This is a genomic window from Flavobacterium faecale (assembly GCF_003076455.1).
In the GTDB taxonomy this organism is placed as follows: domain Bacteria; phylum Bacteroidota; class Bacteroidia; order Flavobacteriales; family Flavobacteriaceae; genus Flavobacterium; species Flavobacterium faecale.
The window spans coordinates 2097427-2113500 of sequence record NZ_CP020918.1 but is presented as its reverse complement, the minus strand read 5'-3'; the positions used below and the strand labels follow the sequence as shown (position 1 = coordinate 2113500).

The window sequence follows — 16074 nt, the reverse complement described above, 5'->3', positions numbered from 1 at the left end:
ACCTTTTAATGTTACTAAAACGTGAAGTTATACATTAGGAAATAAAAAATAGTATTTTTGTTTCCTAATCACTTATACCTTTATAATGAGATCAAAATTATCTGTCTTAGCATTTTTTATTAGCATTGTACTTTTTGCCCAAAACGGAATTCTGAAATCGGGACCAATGGTTGGTTATTGCGAAATGAAGGAAGCCATGATATGGTTGCAAACTACAGAAACAGCTAAAGTAAAGATCGAATATTTTGATATCGAAAATCCAACTGTACATTATTTCTCAGACGAATTTCAAAGTTCGAAAGAAGTAGCGTATACTTACCACATTTTACTAGACCAATTACAAGAAGGAAAAAAGTACCAGTACCAACTAATCATCAACGATAAAAAGGTAACTGTTCCCTACGAGACTACCTTTCGATCTAAAAAATTTTGGCAATGGCGCGAAAATGCTCCTGAATTCAAAATTGCGTTTGGCAGTTGTTCTTATATCAATGAAAATCCGTTGGACCGACCTGGTAAAGGCTACGGAAGTGAATATGAAATATTTGAAACCATTGCCAAGCAAAATCCAGACATCATGCTGTGGGGAGGTGATAATACCTATTTGCGAGAAGCTGATTATGATAGTAAAACAGGAATTTACCACCGCAATACGCACACACGTGCTATAAAAGAAATACAACCATTATTAGCAAAAGCTCAAAATATAGCTATCTGGGATGATCATGATTTTGGTCCCGATGACAGTAACAGAAGTTTTTACAACAAATATCTAACTCAAAAAGCATTTAAAGATTTTTGGGCTAACAAGTCATATGGCATGGACCCAAGCCAACAAGAAGGAGTTTACACCACCTTTAATTGGGGTGATGCCGAGTTCTTTTTGTTAGACAACCGATTCTTTCGATCACCAGACGAGAGAAAAACCGGAAAACTCACTATGTTAGGAGATAAACAGCTAGAATGGTTGATTGATGCGTTGGCGACTTCAAGAGCCAATTTTAAAATAGTTGTTATTGGAGGACAAGTTTTAAACTCAGATCCAAAAACAGAAAATTATGGTCATTATCCCGAAGAGAAAGAAAAATTACTATCTGAAATCGCAGCCAATGACATCAAGGGCGTTTTGTTCTTATCTGGAGACCGACATTTTTCTGAATTATCCCGTTTAGAACGACCAAATACGTATCCCCTATACGACTGGACGGTATCTCCGCTGACGGCAGGAGTTGCATCAGGTAAATATGTTGCGTACGATAATAAACTTCGTGTAAAGGATAGTGCCTTTTTTACGCATAATTTCGGGACCATCACTTTTTCACGTGATAATGATAATCGCAAAATGGAGCTTTTACTTCTAGACAAAGACGGAAATACATTGTGGACCAGAACAATCACTAAAAATGAGCTTCAATAAGAAGTGCTTAATTCTAAAAAAACCAATAACTTACTTCTTCGCATTACATTCTATTTTAATCAAATTAGCAACAAATTGGTATAAAAATTATTAGTTTAAAAATAAAAAAAGAGAGAAATAGAACATTCTCAAAAAAAGCAATTCACAAATTAATAACAAGTACATTCCAAATTGTTATTTTTTGTAGTACTCCGATTTCATTAGCCTAAATGCGCCTGTACCAAATCGACTGTTAAATTTTCATTTACATAACATTAAATTAACGTGTGATAGTTTTTTCTTTCTTTTTACCCCTAGTAAGACCTACTAATTTGATAACTTGTTAACAATTCCTTAATATTTAAGAAGGGAAATTAAAGGAATTTTGTGAAAAATTTTAAACAATTTTAACATGAGAAAATTACTTTTTATTTTACTTCTTGCAATCCAATCCATAGGATTTGCACAAGTAACAAAATCTTCGATTTCTGGTACAGTAAAATCTACCAAAGGAGAAGCTTTACCGGGAGCAACGGTAGAGGTTATTCATGAACCTACTGGGTCAAAATATTATGCTACAACTGATGGTAATGGTAGATACTCAGTACCTGCAATTAGACCAGGTGGACCATATACAGTTAAAACATCGTTTGTAAGCTATACAACGACTGAAATTACAGAAATTAGCGCACCCTTAGGAAACAACATTACAATTAATGTTTCATTGAAAGAAGAAACAAATGCTTTGAAAGAAGTAGTAATCAAGTCAACTAGCGGAAGTAATTTATTTTCTAAAAACAAAACAGGAGCATCACAACAATTTTCTACAAGAGAAATCAACTCTGTGCCTGTTACAGGATCACGTTCTATTTCAAGTGTAACAAAATACAGCGCTAACGCAGGAGCTAATGGTTCTTTTGGAGGTCAAGATTCTCGTTTGAACAACTTTACAATTGACGGATCTGTTTTTAACAACGGATTTGGATTAGGTGGTGATGCACAAGCTGGAGGGCGTACTGGATCTACAGCTATATCAATGGATGCTATTGAGCAATTACAAGTAAACATCGCTCCTTTTGACGTACGTCAATCAGGTTTCTTAGGAACAGGAATTAATGCTGTTACAAGAAGTGGTAGTAATGAAGTAGAAGGATCTGTTTACCACTCTTTCCAAAACAATTCAAAAACCTATTTGGGTACAAAAGCAGGAGACAACACTATTTCTTCAGGTAAATTTAATCAAAAGATTTACGGTGCTAGATTAGGGATGCCGATCATCAAAAATAAATTATTCTTTTTTGGTAACTTTGAAACAGTAGACAACGTTTCTCCAGCAACTAACTGGATTGCAAATGACGGATCTGGAACTCAGACAGGACAAGTAACTAGAACTACAGTAACAGACCTTAACTTAGTTTCTAAAACATTATTTGATAATTTTGGATATGTAACTGGACCTTACCAAGGTTATGATGCTAATTCAACCTCTACAAAATACTTAGCTCGTATTGACTGGAACATCAATGACAATAACAAATTAAACGTTCGTTACGTACACCATGACTCAGAGTCTGATCAATTAGTTTCAAACTCTACTTCAGCAGGTGCTGGTAACAGAAGAACAAACGTAAACTCTTTATCTTACCAAAATAGTGGATACACTGTACAGGATAACACTCGTTCGATAGTGTTAGAATTAGATAGCAAATTATCAAACAGAACCAACAATAACTTCATTGCAGGTTATGACAAACAAATTGAGGATAGAGGATTGCAAGGTGGAGGTATTTTTCCAACCATCGATATCTTAGATGGAAACGCAACTTATATCTCAGCAGGTCTAGATCCTTTTACAAAAGGAAACAAATTAGATTATTCTACACTGCATTTCACAGATAACCTTACCGTTACTGCAGGAAAACACACAATTGTTTTTGGAGCGAACTACGAAAGATTTATTTCAAACAACTCTTTTATCATTGCTAATAATGCTGCTTACACTTTTAACTCTTTAGCTAGCTTTATTGCTACAATGGCCGAAGCGTCAACCTTAAATGGTGTACCAACGACGGTTAACAAACCAAGTAGAACACAATATAACTACTCTTTACTAGGTGGAGACGATGCTAACCAAGTATTTAAATCTAATAAAATTGATTTGTACGCGCAAGACAACATCAAAGTAAGTGAAAAATTAAACATTACATTTGGTTTAAGAGCTTCACAACTTTGGTTTGCAAACACTGGAATTGCTAATAAATTCTTAACAGGGTACACAAATACCGCTGGAGTTGCTGTAGCGCCCCTAACTTTTGCAGATGGTCAAACATTTGATTCAGGAAAAGGTCAAAAAAGTCAACTTTTGTTTGAACCAAGAGTTGGATTCAATTTAGATGTTTACGGAGACAAAACAACTCAATTACGAGGAGGATCAGGAATCTTTACAGGTCGCCCTCCTTATGTATTACTAAGCAATGCAATTGGAAACAGTGGTGCAATCACCAATGGATTTAGTAGTACTACAAGTGGATTCACAGCAGATCCAGGTCAATACTTAACACCTTCATCTTTAGCACCATCACCAAAATTCCAACTTAACGCTACGGCTGATAACTACAAATTTCCACAAGTATGGAAATCTACTATCGCAATTGATCAAAAATTACCATTCGGTTTCACTGGAACTGTAGAGAGTATTTTTGGACAAAACATCAACGCAGCAACTTATTATGATGCAAACTTAGATGCACCTGTAGGTACATTTGGAGGAACAGACAACAGAACACGTTTTGCAAGAACTGATGCAGGTGTACGTGTTCAAGATGACATCAGTGGAGCTTATGTTTTAACAAGTAAAAGCAAAGGGTACTTCTACTCTACTACATTTAAATTAGAGTATGCTTACCAAAGAGGACTTTGGGGATCATTAGCGTATACACACTCAGGTGCATATGACTTAAACTCTGTAGGTTCAACAGCAGCTAGTGCTTACAACGGTACTGCTACAGTAAATGGAAATAATAACTTGACATTATCAAATTCAAGTAACAATACACCGCACCGTATCGTTGGAACATTAGGATACAAAATTCAATACGGAGGAGAGTTTGGAGGAGCAACCTCTTTCAGTTTAGGTTATATTGGAGAACAAACAGGAGCAAACAGCTACACTGTTAATGGTGACTTGAATGGTGACCAAATTAGAGGAAATGATTTGATCTATGTACCAAACTCTGCATCTGAATTACGATTTGATCCGTTGGTTGCATCTGGCGTAACATATACCGAAGCACAGCAACGTACAGCACTTGATGCTTACATCAATCAAGATTCATACTTATCTGAAAGAAGAGGTCAGTATGCTCAAAGAAATGCATCAACTATTCCAATGCTACACCGTATGGACTTATCTGTAACTCAAGATTTTTTCATCAAAGCTGGTAAACATAGAAATAGTTTACAAGTAAGAGCAGACATCTTGAACTTTACCAATATGATTAATAAAAATTGGGGTGTAAGTCAACGTTTTACTAACACTAGTCCATTAGTTTATGTTAGAACTGATGCAGCTACAAACACACCAATCTACAAGCTAGGAACACAAACTGTTAATGGTACATCTGTATTATTAAAAGATACTTACCAAAAAAACACTTCTACATCTGATGTATGGCAAGCTCAATTGACTTTGCGTTACACATTCGGTAGATAATCAATTATCACCTTATTGATAAAGAAAAGCCATCAACATATGTTGATGGCTTTTTTGTTTTTGCCCCCTACCCATAAACTTAACAATAAGCACAACTACAACTCCAGAGATTAAAACATGCCACTCTAGTAAAAGATTTAATATTACACCAGTTAAACTTCTATTTTAGTCCATTGCTTTCTGGTATAATTATGATACAACATCAAAATAGTACAATGCTCCCGACACTTCGCGAGGATTATATTGACCCGAGACTGAATGTGCGAACAAGCGAAGTAATACGAAATCGGTATTAAAATTCTTTCCATAAAAATAATTTAGAAATTAATTAAAAATTGAAGTGCTCGATCTGAGGCTATCACAGTACACCCTGTAAAATAGTATTTTGCTTTTACAAATAGTAATACGATTCTAAAAATACCAGTAAATTCAATACCTCACCTACTATTTTCAATTATCAAAACACAATTATATAAAGCGTAAAATAGTGATTTAATAATCTATTATACTAATTATTTTTATTTCACAATAAGCACCCAAAAATGTTTTAGTGAAATTTTAATTACTATATTTACTTTTTATTAACATAATTATAACAAAATATTACCCAAAACTAAACTAATACAATAAATCAAAAACAAAAGCTTATGAAAAAATTACTACTCTTCTTATCTCTTATTTTTTGCGGTATTGTTACCGCACAAGATATAAAAGTATCAGGTGTTGTAACAGATGACTCGAAAGGGACATTACCAGGAACCACTGTTATGGTAAAAGGTACATCAAAAGGAACCACAACTGATGTAAACGGAAAATATACTATCTCTGCAAAAATGGGAGAATCTCTTCAATTTTCTTTTATTGGATTGGAGACAAAGACAATAAAAGTAACAGGTAGCACTATCAATGTAATGCTTGCAGGCGGAGGTGAAACTTTGCAAGATGTAGTGGTACTTGGATCACGTAGCGCTGCTAGAACAGTAACAGAATCTGCAGTGCCTATCGATGTAATTAATATGAAAGATATAGCTTCTCAAGGGTCTCAAGCCAATTTGAATCAGATTTTGAACATGGTTGCTCCCTCTTTTACATCAAATACTACAACAGTAGCCGATGGAACAGATCACATTGACCCAGCACAATTAAGAGGTCTTGGACCAGACCAAGTTTTGGTATTAGTAAACGGAAAAAGAAGACATACTTCTTCACTTGTAAACATCAACGGATCACCAGGTAGAGGATCTGTAGGTACCGATTTAAATGCAATCCCTGCTTTTGCTATCGAAAAAATCGAAGTATTAAGAGATGGAGCTGCTGCACAATACGGATCTGATGCGATTGCCGGTGTAATCAACGTGAACGTAAAAAAAGCTACAAACAAACTTGACATTAATATCTTAGGCGGTAGTTATTTTTCTAAGGGAGCAAATGATCACAGAGGTGGAAACGATGGAAACAATGCACAACTTGACGTAAACTATGGAACAGGTCTTGGTAAAGAAAAAAGTTTTGTGAATGTAACGGGAAGTTTTCAATTAAGAGGACAAACAAGTAGAGCCAATGATGCAACAGGAAATATTTTTAATGCTTTTAACGCTATTGAGCAAAGAGCAACTGAAAAAGAACAAAATATCAATTCTTTGTGGGGAAACATCAACAATACAACTAACTCAGCTCAGATTTTAACATCGATTAAATCAAATGCATTAGGAGTCAATTACTTTACAGCGGCACAACAAGCTTCAATCCTTGGAGCAACTTCTATTTCACAAATGCAAACAGCATTAAACTTTGATGCTACAGCTGGAGAATTAAACTACAGAAATTTACAAAGAAGTGCTTTCAACATGAATGTCGGACAATCATCACTGCAAAGCGCACAATTTTTTGTAAACGCAGCATACCCCATTAACGACAATGTAGAATTGTATGCTTTTGGAGGAACAAGTCACAGAACAGGTGAAGCAGCAGGTTTTTACAGAAGACCAAATCAATCTAGAACCTACACTTTCTTATATCCAAATGGTTTCTTACCAGAAATTCATTCTACAATCAACGATATTTCTGCAGCAGTAGGAATTAGAGGTACTATGATGAAAGATTGGAAATTTGATTTAAGTAATACTTTTGGTAGAAACGGTTTTGATTATAATATCGAAAACACATTAAACGCTTCCTTAAGAGAGAATTCTCCTACTTCATTTGATGCAGGTGGATTGGCTTTCTCACAAAACACAACTAACTTTGATATTTCGAAAAAAATCAACAAATTAAACGTTGCTTTTGGAGCAGAAGTTAGACATGAAAATTTTCAAATTAAAGAAGGGGAGCCAGATTCATATAATCAATACGATATCAATGGTGACATTGTTACTGCTACGACAGCAACTAACATAAAAGCAACCGATTTTTATGGCAACGTTAGACCAGGAGGAGCACAAGTTTTCCCCGGTTTTAAACCAGCAAACACAGTAGATAAGGGACGTACAAGTGGTGCTATTTACGCAGATCTTGAATATGACGTAACAGACAAATGGTTATTGAACGGAGCATTGCGTTATGAAAACTATTCTGATTTTGGAGGAACTACAAACTACAAATTGGCTACTCGTTACAAACTAACTGATAATGTGAATTTACGTGGTGCCGTTTCTACAGGATTTAGAGCACCATCGTTACACCAAATTTACTACAACTCTACTGCTACACAATTCGTAGGCGGTGTACCATTTGAAGTAGGGACATTCAGCAATGATTCTCCTGCTGCAAAATTATTAGGAATTCCACAATTGAAACAAGAAGATTCGCAAAGTGCTAGTTTTGGTTTTACTGCTAAAATTCCAGAAGCAAAATTGACTATTACTGCAGATGCTTACATCGTGAAAATCAAAAACAGAGTGGTTCTTACAGATCAATTCTCTAGACCAGGCGGAACTCCGGCTACAGGAACAGCTGCTGCGCAACTAAATGCTTTGTTTGACAATGCCAATGCAACCGCAGCAACATTTTTTGCAAATGCAATCGATACACAATCAAAAGGAATTGATGTGGTAATAAGCCATAAAGCAAATGTTGGAAATGGTTTAACGTTAAAAACAGATTTATCAGGTACGATTTCTAAAACAAATAAAGTTGGAGACATCAAAGGTTCTCAAATCTTAAAAGATAACGGACAAACAAACAGATACTTCTCTGAAACAAGTAGAATATATCTTGAAGAAGCTGTGCCAAGAGCAAAAGCAAACTTAACTAATACTTTGACAGTTAAAAAATTCGATTTCTTCTTGAGAAACGTATATTTCGGTCAAGTAACAGATCCAAATATCGCAGATGTAAATGGAGATGGAAAAATAAACGCTATTGTAGTAAACGGTCAAGCTGTTGAAAACGAGCATCCACATTGGGGAGCAAGAATCGTAACTGATTTATCTGTTGGATATAAAATATCAAGTTCTACTAAAATCGTAATTGGTGCAAATAACATTTTTGATATTTACCCTTCAAAAAACTTAGGACCACAAACAGTTGCACAAAGAGCATCTGGAGTTGACTCTAGTGGTAACGTAGTTTATTCTGCAACTACATCATCAAACAACTCAATTGATTTGTCAAATGCGAATCAATTTACATACTCTAGAAATACCTCTCAATTTGGACAAAACGGAAGATTCCTTTTTGCTAGATTAAGTTTAAGTTTCTAAAATAAACACATCCTTTTTTACTAAAAACCATCATGTACGCATGATGGTTTTTTTTTGGCATTATCTTTAGACAAGGATGCTTTTAAACTTCGTAACTTTGTATTTATAAAATTTTCGCAATAAAACCATAATGAATTTTCAAGTCGTATCAGATTACCAACCTAAAGGAGACCAACCCCAAGCCATTAAAAAATTAGTACAAGGAATTAATGATGGCGAGCAATACCAAACCCTTTTGGGAGTGACGGGTTCTGGAAAAACATTTACCGTAGCCAATGTAATTGAAGAAGTCCAACGACCAACACTAATTTTGGCACACAACAAAACCTTGGCGGCACAATTGTATTCTGAGTTCAAACAATTTTTCCCTAATAATGCTGTAGAATATTTTGTATCCTACTATGATTATTACCAACCCGAAGCTTTTATACCCGTAACAGGAGTTTTTATAGAAAAAGATCTTTCTATAAATGAAGAATTAGAAAAAATGCGAATGTCTACCGTATCCTCTTTACTTTCGGGCAGGCGTGATATTATTGTGGTTTCGTCTGTTTCTTGCTTGTACGGAATTGGTAATCCGGTCGAATTCCAAAACAATCTAATCCCGATAGAAACAGGTCAAGAAATTTCTAGAACCAAACTGCTGCACCAACTCGTGCAAAGTTTGTATTCTAGAACAGAAGCGGACTTTACACCTGGAAACTTTAGGATAAAAGGTGATACGGTAGAAGTCTACCCTAGCTACGCTGATGATGCCTATCGAATTCATTTTTTTGGGGATGAAATAGAAGAAATCGAATCATTTGATGTAACTACTGCAATGGTTGTCGAAAAATTTGAAAAATTAACGATTTATCCCGCTAATATGTTTGTGACTTCACCCGATGTGCTACAAGGAGCTATTTGGGAAATTCAGCAAGATTTGGTAAAACAAGTTGATTATTTTAAAGAAATCGGCAAACATTTGGAAGCAAAGCGTTTGGAAGAACGAACGAATTTTGATTTAGAGATGATTCGTGAACTAGGTTATTGCTCTGGTATCGAAAATTATTCTCGTTATCTTGATGGCCGATTAGCTGGAACGAGACCTTTTTGCTTGTTAGATTATTTCCCTAAAGACTTTTTGATGGTGGTGGATGAAAGCCACGTTACACTCTCACAGGTGCATGCTATGTATGGAGGTGACCGTAGCCGTAAGGAAAATTTGGTCGAATATGGTTTTCGATTACCTGCAGCCATGGATAACCGACCTTTGAAATTTGAAGAGTTTGAAGCCATGCAAAATCAGGTTATTTATGTCTCAGCAACTCCGGCTGATTATGAATTAGAAAAATGTGAAGGTGTTTATGTGGAGCAAGTCATTCGCCCTACTGGACTTTTGGATCCTATAATCGAAATTCGTCCAAGCTTGAATCAGATTGATGATTTGATAGAAGAAATTCAGATACGTTGTGAATTGGATGAACGTGTCCTTGTCACAACGTTAACAAAAAGGATGGCCGAAGAACTGGCTAAATATTTGACAAAGGTCAGTATCCGTTGCCGTTACATTCATTCTGATGTTGATACTTTGGAGCGAATAGAAATCATGCAAGACTTGCGAAAAGGAATATTTGATGTATTAATTGGAGTCAATTTGTTGCGTGAAGGTTTAGATTTACCCGAAGTTTCACTAGTTGCTATATTGGATGCAGATAAAGAAGGATTTTTGCGTAGCCACCGTTCATTGACGCAAACTATTGGTCGTGCAGCCCGTAACTTGAATGGAAAAGCGATTTTGTATGCCGATAAAATTACAGCCAGCATGCAGAAAACCATAGATGAAACCGAATATCGCAGAACAAAGCAAATGAACTTCAATACAGCGAATAACATCGTACCACAAGCATTGAATAAAAAGATCGAAAGTGCTTTTGTGAAAAATTCATTAGTAGATTATGAATTCGGCAACACACTAGAAAAAGCTGCAGAACCAGAAACAGAATATTTATCGAAAGCTGAATTAGAGAAGCGCATTCGCGAAAAGCGAAAAAACATGGAAAAAGCAGCAAAAGAGTTGGACTTTATGCAGGCTGCTAAATTACGAGACGAAATAAAGGTATTACAAGAAAAACTGTAATACCTTGAATTTAGAATATAAAGGAGGCAAACTAATCTTTATTAAGCTAACATTATCACTGTATTTATTAAAATTCTGCGTCTTTAAATATGCGCAACAACTCATTAATACTAATTTGAGTATCTGGAGCTGACTTCATCTTTTTGAGCACTTTTTTGACGGCATCCAGATTTACTCCCATATGAATCGCAAACTGTTTGATGGCTGTAGCATCTTTCACAAACAAATTATTATCTTTTTGCATTAAAATAGCCAGTCTATAAAATTGTAAAATACGAACTGACTCGTCTTTAATCATTTTAAGTGTGGTTCCTTTGTAGAATAGATCCATAAAGCCACCGCGCTCGATATCTAAAGTATTGGCTAGTAAAAATAAAAAATCAAATTCCTTTTTATCCAATTCGCCATTGACTGTTGCATAAGCAATCATGTCTAGTAATAAATTCTTCTTCTCTTGATAAACGTCCATTGGATAATTAATTTATGCTAATTTATCAATTTTATCACAATAAGCAAAAAACAATTGATTATTCGATCATATAATTTTTATGTCCCTTGAATTTTTAACAAAAATGCATTATTACGTTACAGTTTGGTTTTTTATAATCTAAAATTTTTTATATCCAAATCCTCTTTTTTCTAAGTAAATTTCGTTAGCTTTAGATTTATTATAGAAAACCTACAATGCCTACAAAATGGAATTAATCATTCGATCATACGACTTAAAATTAAAGCATACTTTTACGATTTCGAGAGAATCAATTACGATACAACCCTCCATGATTGTGGAGTTAAAGAGCGATGGACAGTCTGGTTTTGGAGAAGCAACCTCCAACCCTTACTATAAAATCACTGTTCCCAAAATGACGGCAGATTTAGAATCCATCCGATCACTTATCGAAAGTACGACCACAGAAACCCCTGAAGAATTCTGGTCTAAAATACATCCGTTTTTACAAGACGATCTATTTGCCTTGTGTGCACTTGATATGGCATACAACGATTTGTATGCGCGCAAAAAAGGAAAAAAACTATACCAGTTATGGGATCATCCTATTACCAATAATCCGATTACAAATTACACCATTGGGATTGATACCATAGATAAAATGGTTGAAAAAATGGAAGAACTTCCTTGGCCTATTTATAAAATTAAATTAGGAACACAAGAGGATATCGCCATTGTCAAAGAACTTAGAAAAAGGTCTAAGGCTATTTTTCGAATAGATGCCAATTGTGGATGGGGCGTTGATGAAACCATAAAAAACGCGATCGAATTAAAGAAATTAGGTGTCGAATTTTTAGAACAACCTCTCAAAGCAGACAACTGGGATGGTCACGCACAGGTTTTTAAAGAATCTGTTTTACCTGTAATTGCGGACGAAAGTTGTATTATTGAAGCTGATGTCGCCAAGTGTAACCAACATTTTCATGGTATCAATATAAAGTTGGTAAAATGCGGTGGCCTCACACCTGCTCGCAGAATGATTGCTGAAGGTCGCAAACTCGGACTCAAAACAATGGTAGGCTGCATGACGGAATCATCTGTGGGTATCTCTGCGATTGCGCAATTATTGCCTCAGTTGGATTATGTTGATATGGATGGACCCTTGCTTCTTGCAGAAGATATTGCGGATGGTGTCTTAATTGTTGACGGTAAAGTAACCTACGCTGACGGAAATGGTACCGGAGTAGTTTTAAAATAAGGTAAAAATGAAGGTAAACGCATGCCCTGACCGAATTATAACAGTCCAAGATAAAGAATACCTTTATTTTGGAGGTACCGCCTATCTGGGACTTCCTAAGAATAAAATGTTTCAGAAACTTGTTGCCAAAAATATTCTTAAATGGGGAACAACATATGGTAGCTCTAGAAATGCCAACATTAGCCTTTCTGCCTATGAAGATGGAGAACGTTTTTTGGCCAATTTTATCAACGCCGAAGCAGTACTAACAGTTTCGTCTGGAATGTTGGCTGGGAAACTCATTATCGAAACCCTGAAACCTACTACTTCTTGTTTCTTTCATTTTCCAGATACACATACAGCGCTTAAAGTAGATGAGAGTTTTCCAATATGGATTGATGGTGAAATTCATCCTCGTTTGCTCGATAATGTATCCGAAAACATTACTATTCTCGCAGATGCAGTTCCATCTTCGCAGATACAGGCGCAAGATTTATCTGTGACTGCTTTATTTTCGAAAACAAAAAAAATCACCTTAGTTCTGGATGAGTCGCATTCTATAGGGATATTGGGCCAAAATGGATGTGGGATTTATGCCTCTACTCAGATTCCAGTCGTTGAACGAAAAATTATGCTGTCCTCATTAGGGAAAGCACTTGGATTAACGGGTGGAATGATTGGAGCAGATTTGGAGTTCATTACGCTTCTGCGCACAAATCCGAGCTTTGTCTCTAGCGCTGGTATGAACCCTGCCTTTGCGCAATCGCTTGCAGATGCAGGACCAATTTTTAAAAAGCAGCACAAAAAACTACTAAAAAAATGTCAATACATACAGCGAAAACTTAAATCTAGTCCTGACTTTCCCTTTAATCCGAATTACCCGGTCATTTATCCTACGATTAAAAATAGTAGTGCCATCTTTGAGAAGGAGAATATCATCATAACTCACTTTCCATATCCTAATTTGGTGGGTGAATTAAATAGGATCGTAATTACCGCAAATCATAAAAAAAACGATTTAGATAAAATAATCGGTATTCTGAATCAATACTAAATAGAATTAGTTTTAAAACGTACCTTTGTAAAAAATAAATACAATGATGACAAACAACGATATCTTCAAAAAATTGCGAGTAGCCTTGATGCTTCGCGATGATCAAATAGTAGAAATTTTAGAACTAGTTGATTTTCGAATTACAAAATCTGAACTAGGTGCTTTTTTCAGAGATGAAAAACACCCTAACTATATGGAATGTGGTGACCAAGTGTTACGTAATTTCTTGAATGCATTGGTGATTCATTTAAGAGGTACAAAAGAAAACCCAAAGAATCCTACTGATGTTTTAGCCAAACATAAAGCACAAATTCCGGCAAAAGAAGGCGGAAAAGAACGTGCAGAGTTCAAAGCAACACCAAAAGATACTGAAGGCGCTAGAGGAGATCAAAAACCAGGTGCAAAGGCTGACTTCAAAAAAAAGCCATCTTTTAAATCGAAAGACAAAAAGGCCGCTCCAAAAGTACAAGTAGTTGAAAAAGTAAAATACAGCAACGGAAACAAAAAAAAATCTTAAGTCATTGACTTAAGATTTTTTTTTGTTTGTAAATATAAAGCTTGTTGCTTATTCTGCTCTGAAGGTTACTGTAAACACATAATCTTCACCAGCTTGCAAGTCTGCAGATTCTAACATTTTATAATTCAATGATTCTTTGATGTAAGTATCCATACCTTCATCCGAAGCATTTGTTTTCAAAACTACAATTTGATGTTTTGGTGTCATCATCACTTTTACTTTTACAGTTACATCTTCCTCTAATTCTTCAATTTCTTGAAAAGGAGTCAATAAATTTGATATTTCCTGTTTCATTGCTGCATGGTTCTTTTTTGGCTTTGCTTCTTTAGCAGATAAAACACCAAAATTCATAACTAATGCAAACGCTGATAATATAAGTACTTTTTTCATTTTCTTCTTTTTTAATACATTTCTTCAGCAAAGATACAGCTAATTTGAAGCTAGAAAAACACACCAAATTTTCATTAACATTAGTGTTTATGTACCAAAACGGCCGATTTTTGGAACACTAATTAATAAAGTAGTACTTAATTGAGAGATGTGTAAAAAAAGAGAAAATTAATTTCACATCGTTTATAAATCGTGCTTTTTGCTTTTTTTAGAAAAAAATAAACTTTAACATTTGAGTATAGATTTAAGTTAAAAAGTAAGAACAAACTGCACCCTTATCTACTTAAAGACTGCATCAAACCAAATATTCCTTGGCAATCAAACGACTAGTAAAACCTTATAACCTCTAATTTGAGCTACTAACTAGTCAAAATTGTGTAATGGGCTATCTTTAAAATAGAATAGAATCATGAAAAATGCTGGACTTACATTCGTTTCATTACCTATTAATCCTTATTAGTTACTGGTTTTAGCCTAACAACTTAGTTAGTATCAAACTTGGACCGCACCAAAAACAAAAAAGTTTTCCAGCTACCATAAGCTGAAAAACTAGACTATTACATAATACCAATAACATATTGCTTTGCCTGTTTACACTTTCAGGGTCAGGTCATATAGTTCAATTAAATTGAACTGTTTTCATATTGTATCCGCATAAAGCCAGAAGGTATTGGATTAAAATATAAATTCGTTTGGTGTATATTATAAAAAATCGAAAGAAATAAATTGACTTTGACCATTCGATAAAGAGCAAAAAAAAATCCTAAGCTATAACAACTTAGGATTTTTAATTCTCAATCGACTTGATCTTCTCTGTAGCTTTCATTATGATTGAAAGTTTACAGTAAACTCATAATGAGTACCAGGAGTCAATTCATTTGTAGAAAACTTTTTGTAGTTTAAGCTCTCTTTGATGTAATAGTCTAAAGATGCATTATCTGTATCTGCGTGCAATACTACGATGTCACCTGACTCTGTAACTAGAATTTGAACTTTTACTACTTCATTTTTTTCCAAAATACCAACTGCTGAACTTGGGTTCAATAATGTTGACAATTCTTGATTTACTTTAGCGTAATTCTTTTTTGGAAACATGTCTTTTGCTGATACCAATGCTACATTGGCGAATAAAGCAACTACTAATAATACTAATGATTTTTTCATGATATTTCTGTTTTTCAATTATTATGGTACAAATGTACAGTGAAGTTTTAGATGCGCAATAGGAGTCGATTTTGGTAACAAAGCCCCAAATCAAGCCCCAAACAGATTATTTTTTTTGACTGTTTAATAAAATCATGTTTAATTTAGTAGATATATAAAAAAAAACGCTTAAAAATATGCTATATCCATAATTCTGGAGATAAAAAAAGTTTTAAAAAAAGTTACATTTAACATTTAAAATATATTCACTTAACATTAAATTTACATTAGTCCTGAAAAAGCGGTTTTTGCCAAGTTGAAAAATTCTCATTAATACATAAAAAACAGTAATAATTC

General features: G+C 34.8%; 10 protein-coding genes. 7 read left to right on the top strand and 3 right to left on the bottom strand.

Annotated features, from left to right (window positions below; all coding sequences use genetic code 11):
* The first annotated feature begins 85 nt into the window (after nucleotides 1–85).
* The 4 genes from FFWV33_RS09235 to uvrB all read left to right on the top strand — a co-directional run bounded on the left by FFWV33_RS09235 (nucleotide 86) and on the right by uvrB (nucleotide 10928).
* The gene (locus FFWV33_RS09235) at nucleotides 86–1417 is read left to right on the top strand and encodes an alkaline phosphatase D family protein (protein WP_108740645.1); all 1332 of its coding nucleotides are present in this window, start codon (nucleotides 86–88) and stop codon (nucleotides 1415–1417) included.
* Nucleotides 1418–1808: 391 nt separating this feature from the next.
* The gene (locus FFWV33_RS09230; RefSeq protein WP_108740644.1) at nucleotides 1809–5108 is read left to right on the top strand and encodes a TonB-dependent receptor; all 3300 of its coding nucleotides are present in this window, start codon (nucleotides 1809–1811) and stop codon (nucleotides 5106–5108) included.
* Nucleotides 5109–5755: 647 nt separating this feature from the next.
* Nucleotides 5756–8809 carry a TonB-dependent receptor gene (locus FFWV33_RS09225; protein ID WP_108740643.1) on the top strand — a complete coding sequence of 1018 codons (3054 nt, stop codon included), beginning with the start codon at nucleotides 5756–5758 and terminating at the stop codon, nucleotides 8807–8809.
* 130 nt (nucleotides 8810–8939) lie between these two features.
* Nucleotides 8940–10928, top strand: a complete 1989-nt coding sequence (gene uvrB, locus FFWV33_RS09220; RefSeq protein WP_108740642.1) for an excinuclease ABC subunit UvrB — start codon at nucleotides 8940–8942, stop codon at nucleotides 10926–10928.
* A gap of 67 nt (nucleotides 10929–10995) precedes the next feature.
* Here uvrB and FFWV33_RS09215 read toward each other — a convergent pair whose 3' ends face one another.
* Nucleotides 10996–11397, bottom strand: a complete 402-nt coding sequence (locus FFWV33_RS09215) for an excinuclease ABC subunit B (protein WP_108740641.1) — start codon at nucleotides 11395–11397, stop codon at nucleotides 10996–10998.
* 226 nt (nucleotides 11398–11623) lie between these two features.
* Here FFWV33_RS09215 and FFWV33_RS09210 point away from each other — a divergent pair, with 226 nt between their 5' ends.
* From FFWV33_RS09210 to FFWV33_RS09200, 3 genes are read left to right on the top strand one after another with little or no spacing between them, the layout of a single operon-like run.
* Nucleotides 11624–12634: a dipeptide epimerase gene (locus FFWV33_RS09210; RefSeq protein WP_108740640.1), complete on the top strand. Its 1011-nt coding sequence runs from the start codon at nucleotides 11624–11626 to the stop codon at nucleotides 12632–12634.
* 7 nt (nucleotides 12635–12641) lie between these two features.
* Nucleotides 12642–13667 (top strand): aminotransferase class I/II-fold pyridoxal phosphate-dependent enzyme, encoded by a 1026-nt coding sequence (locus FFWV33_RS09205; RefSeq protein ID WP_108740639.1) that lies wholly within the window; start codon nucleotides 12642–12644, stop codon nucleotides 13665–13667.
* Nucleotides 13668–13713: 46 nt separating this feature from the next.
* The gene (locus FFWV33_RS09200) at nucleotides 13714–14184 is read left to right on the top strand and encodes a DUF1456 family protein (protein WP_108740638.1); all 471 of its coding nucleotides are present in this window, start codon (nucleotides 13714–13716) and stop codon (nucleotides 14182–14184) included.
* A gap of 48 nt (nucleotides 14185–14232) precedes the next feature.
* Here FFWV33_RS09200 and FFWV33_RS09195 read toward each other — a convergent pair whose 3' ends face one another.
* Complete coding sequence (locus tag FFWV33_RS09195) at nucleotides 14233–14574, bottom strand: hypothetical protein (RefSeq protein ID WP_108740637.1); 342 nt, start codon at nucleotides 14572–14574, stop codon at nucleotides 14233–14235.
* A gap of 825 nt (nucleotides 14575–15399) precedes the next feature.
* On the bottom strand, nucleotides 15400–15738 hold the full coding sequence (locus FFWV33_RS09190) for a hypothetical protein (RefSeq protein ID WP_108740636.1): 339 nt from the start codon (nucleotides 15736–15738) through the stop codon (nucleotides 15400–15402).
* Nucleotides 15739–16074: the final 336 nt, after the last annotated feature.

Coding starts and splice junctions, on each gene's coding strand:
- FFWV33_RS09235 (WP_108740645.1), top strand. CDS start 86: ATGAGATCAAAATTATCTGTCTTAGCATTTTTTATTAGCATTGTACTT.
- FFWV33_RS09230 (WP_108740644.1), top strand. CDS start 1,809: ATGAGAAAATTACTTTTTATTTTACTTCTTGCAATCCAATCCATAGGA.
- FFWV33_RS09225 (WP_108740643.1), top strand. CDS start 5,756: ATGAAAAAATTACTACTCTTCTTATCTCTTATTTTTTGCGGTATTGTT.
- uvrB (WP_108740642.1), top strand. CDS start 8,940: ATGAATTTTCAAGTCGTATCAGATTACCAACCTAAAGGAGACCAACCC.
- FFWV33_RS09215 (WP_108740641.1), bottom strand. CDS start 11,397: ATGGACGTTTATCAAGAGAAGAAGAATTTATTACTAGACATGATTGCT.
- FFWV33_RS09210 (WP_108740640.1), top strand. CDS start 11,624: ATGGAATTAATCATTCGATCATACGACTTAAAATTAAAGCATACTTTT.
- FFWV33_RS09205 (WP_108740639.1), top strand. CDS start 12,642: ATGAAGGTAAACGCATGCCCTGACCGAATTATAACAGTCCAAGATAAA.
- FFWV33_RS09200 (WP_108740638.1), top strand. CDS start 13,714: ATGACAAACAACGATATCTTCAAAAAATTGCGAGTAGCCTTGATGCTT.
- FFWV33_RS09195 (WP_108740637.1), bottom strand. CDS start 14,574: ATGAAAAAAGTACTTATATTATCAGCGTTTGCATTAGTTATGAATTTT.
- FFWV33_RS09190 (WP_108740636.1), bottom strand. CDS start 15,738: ATGAAAAAATCATTAGTATTATTAGTAGTTGCTTTATTCGCCAATGTA.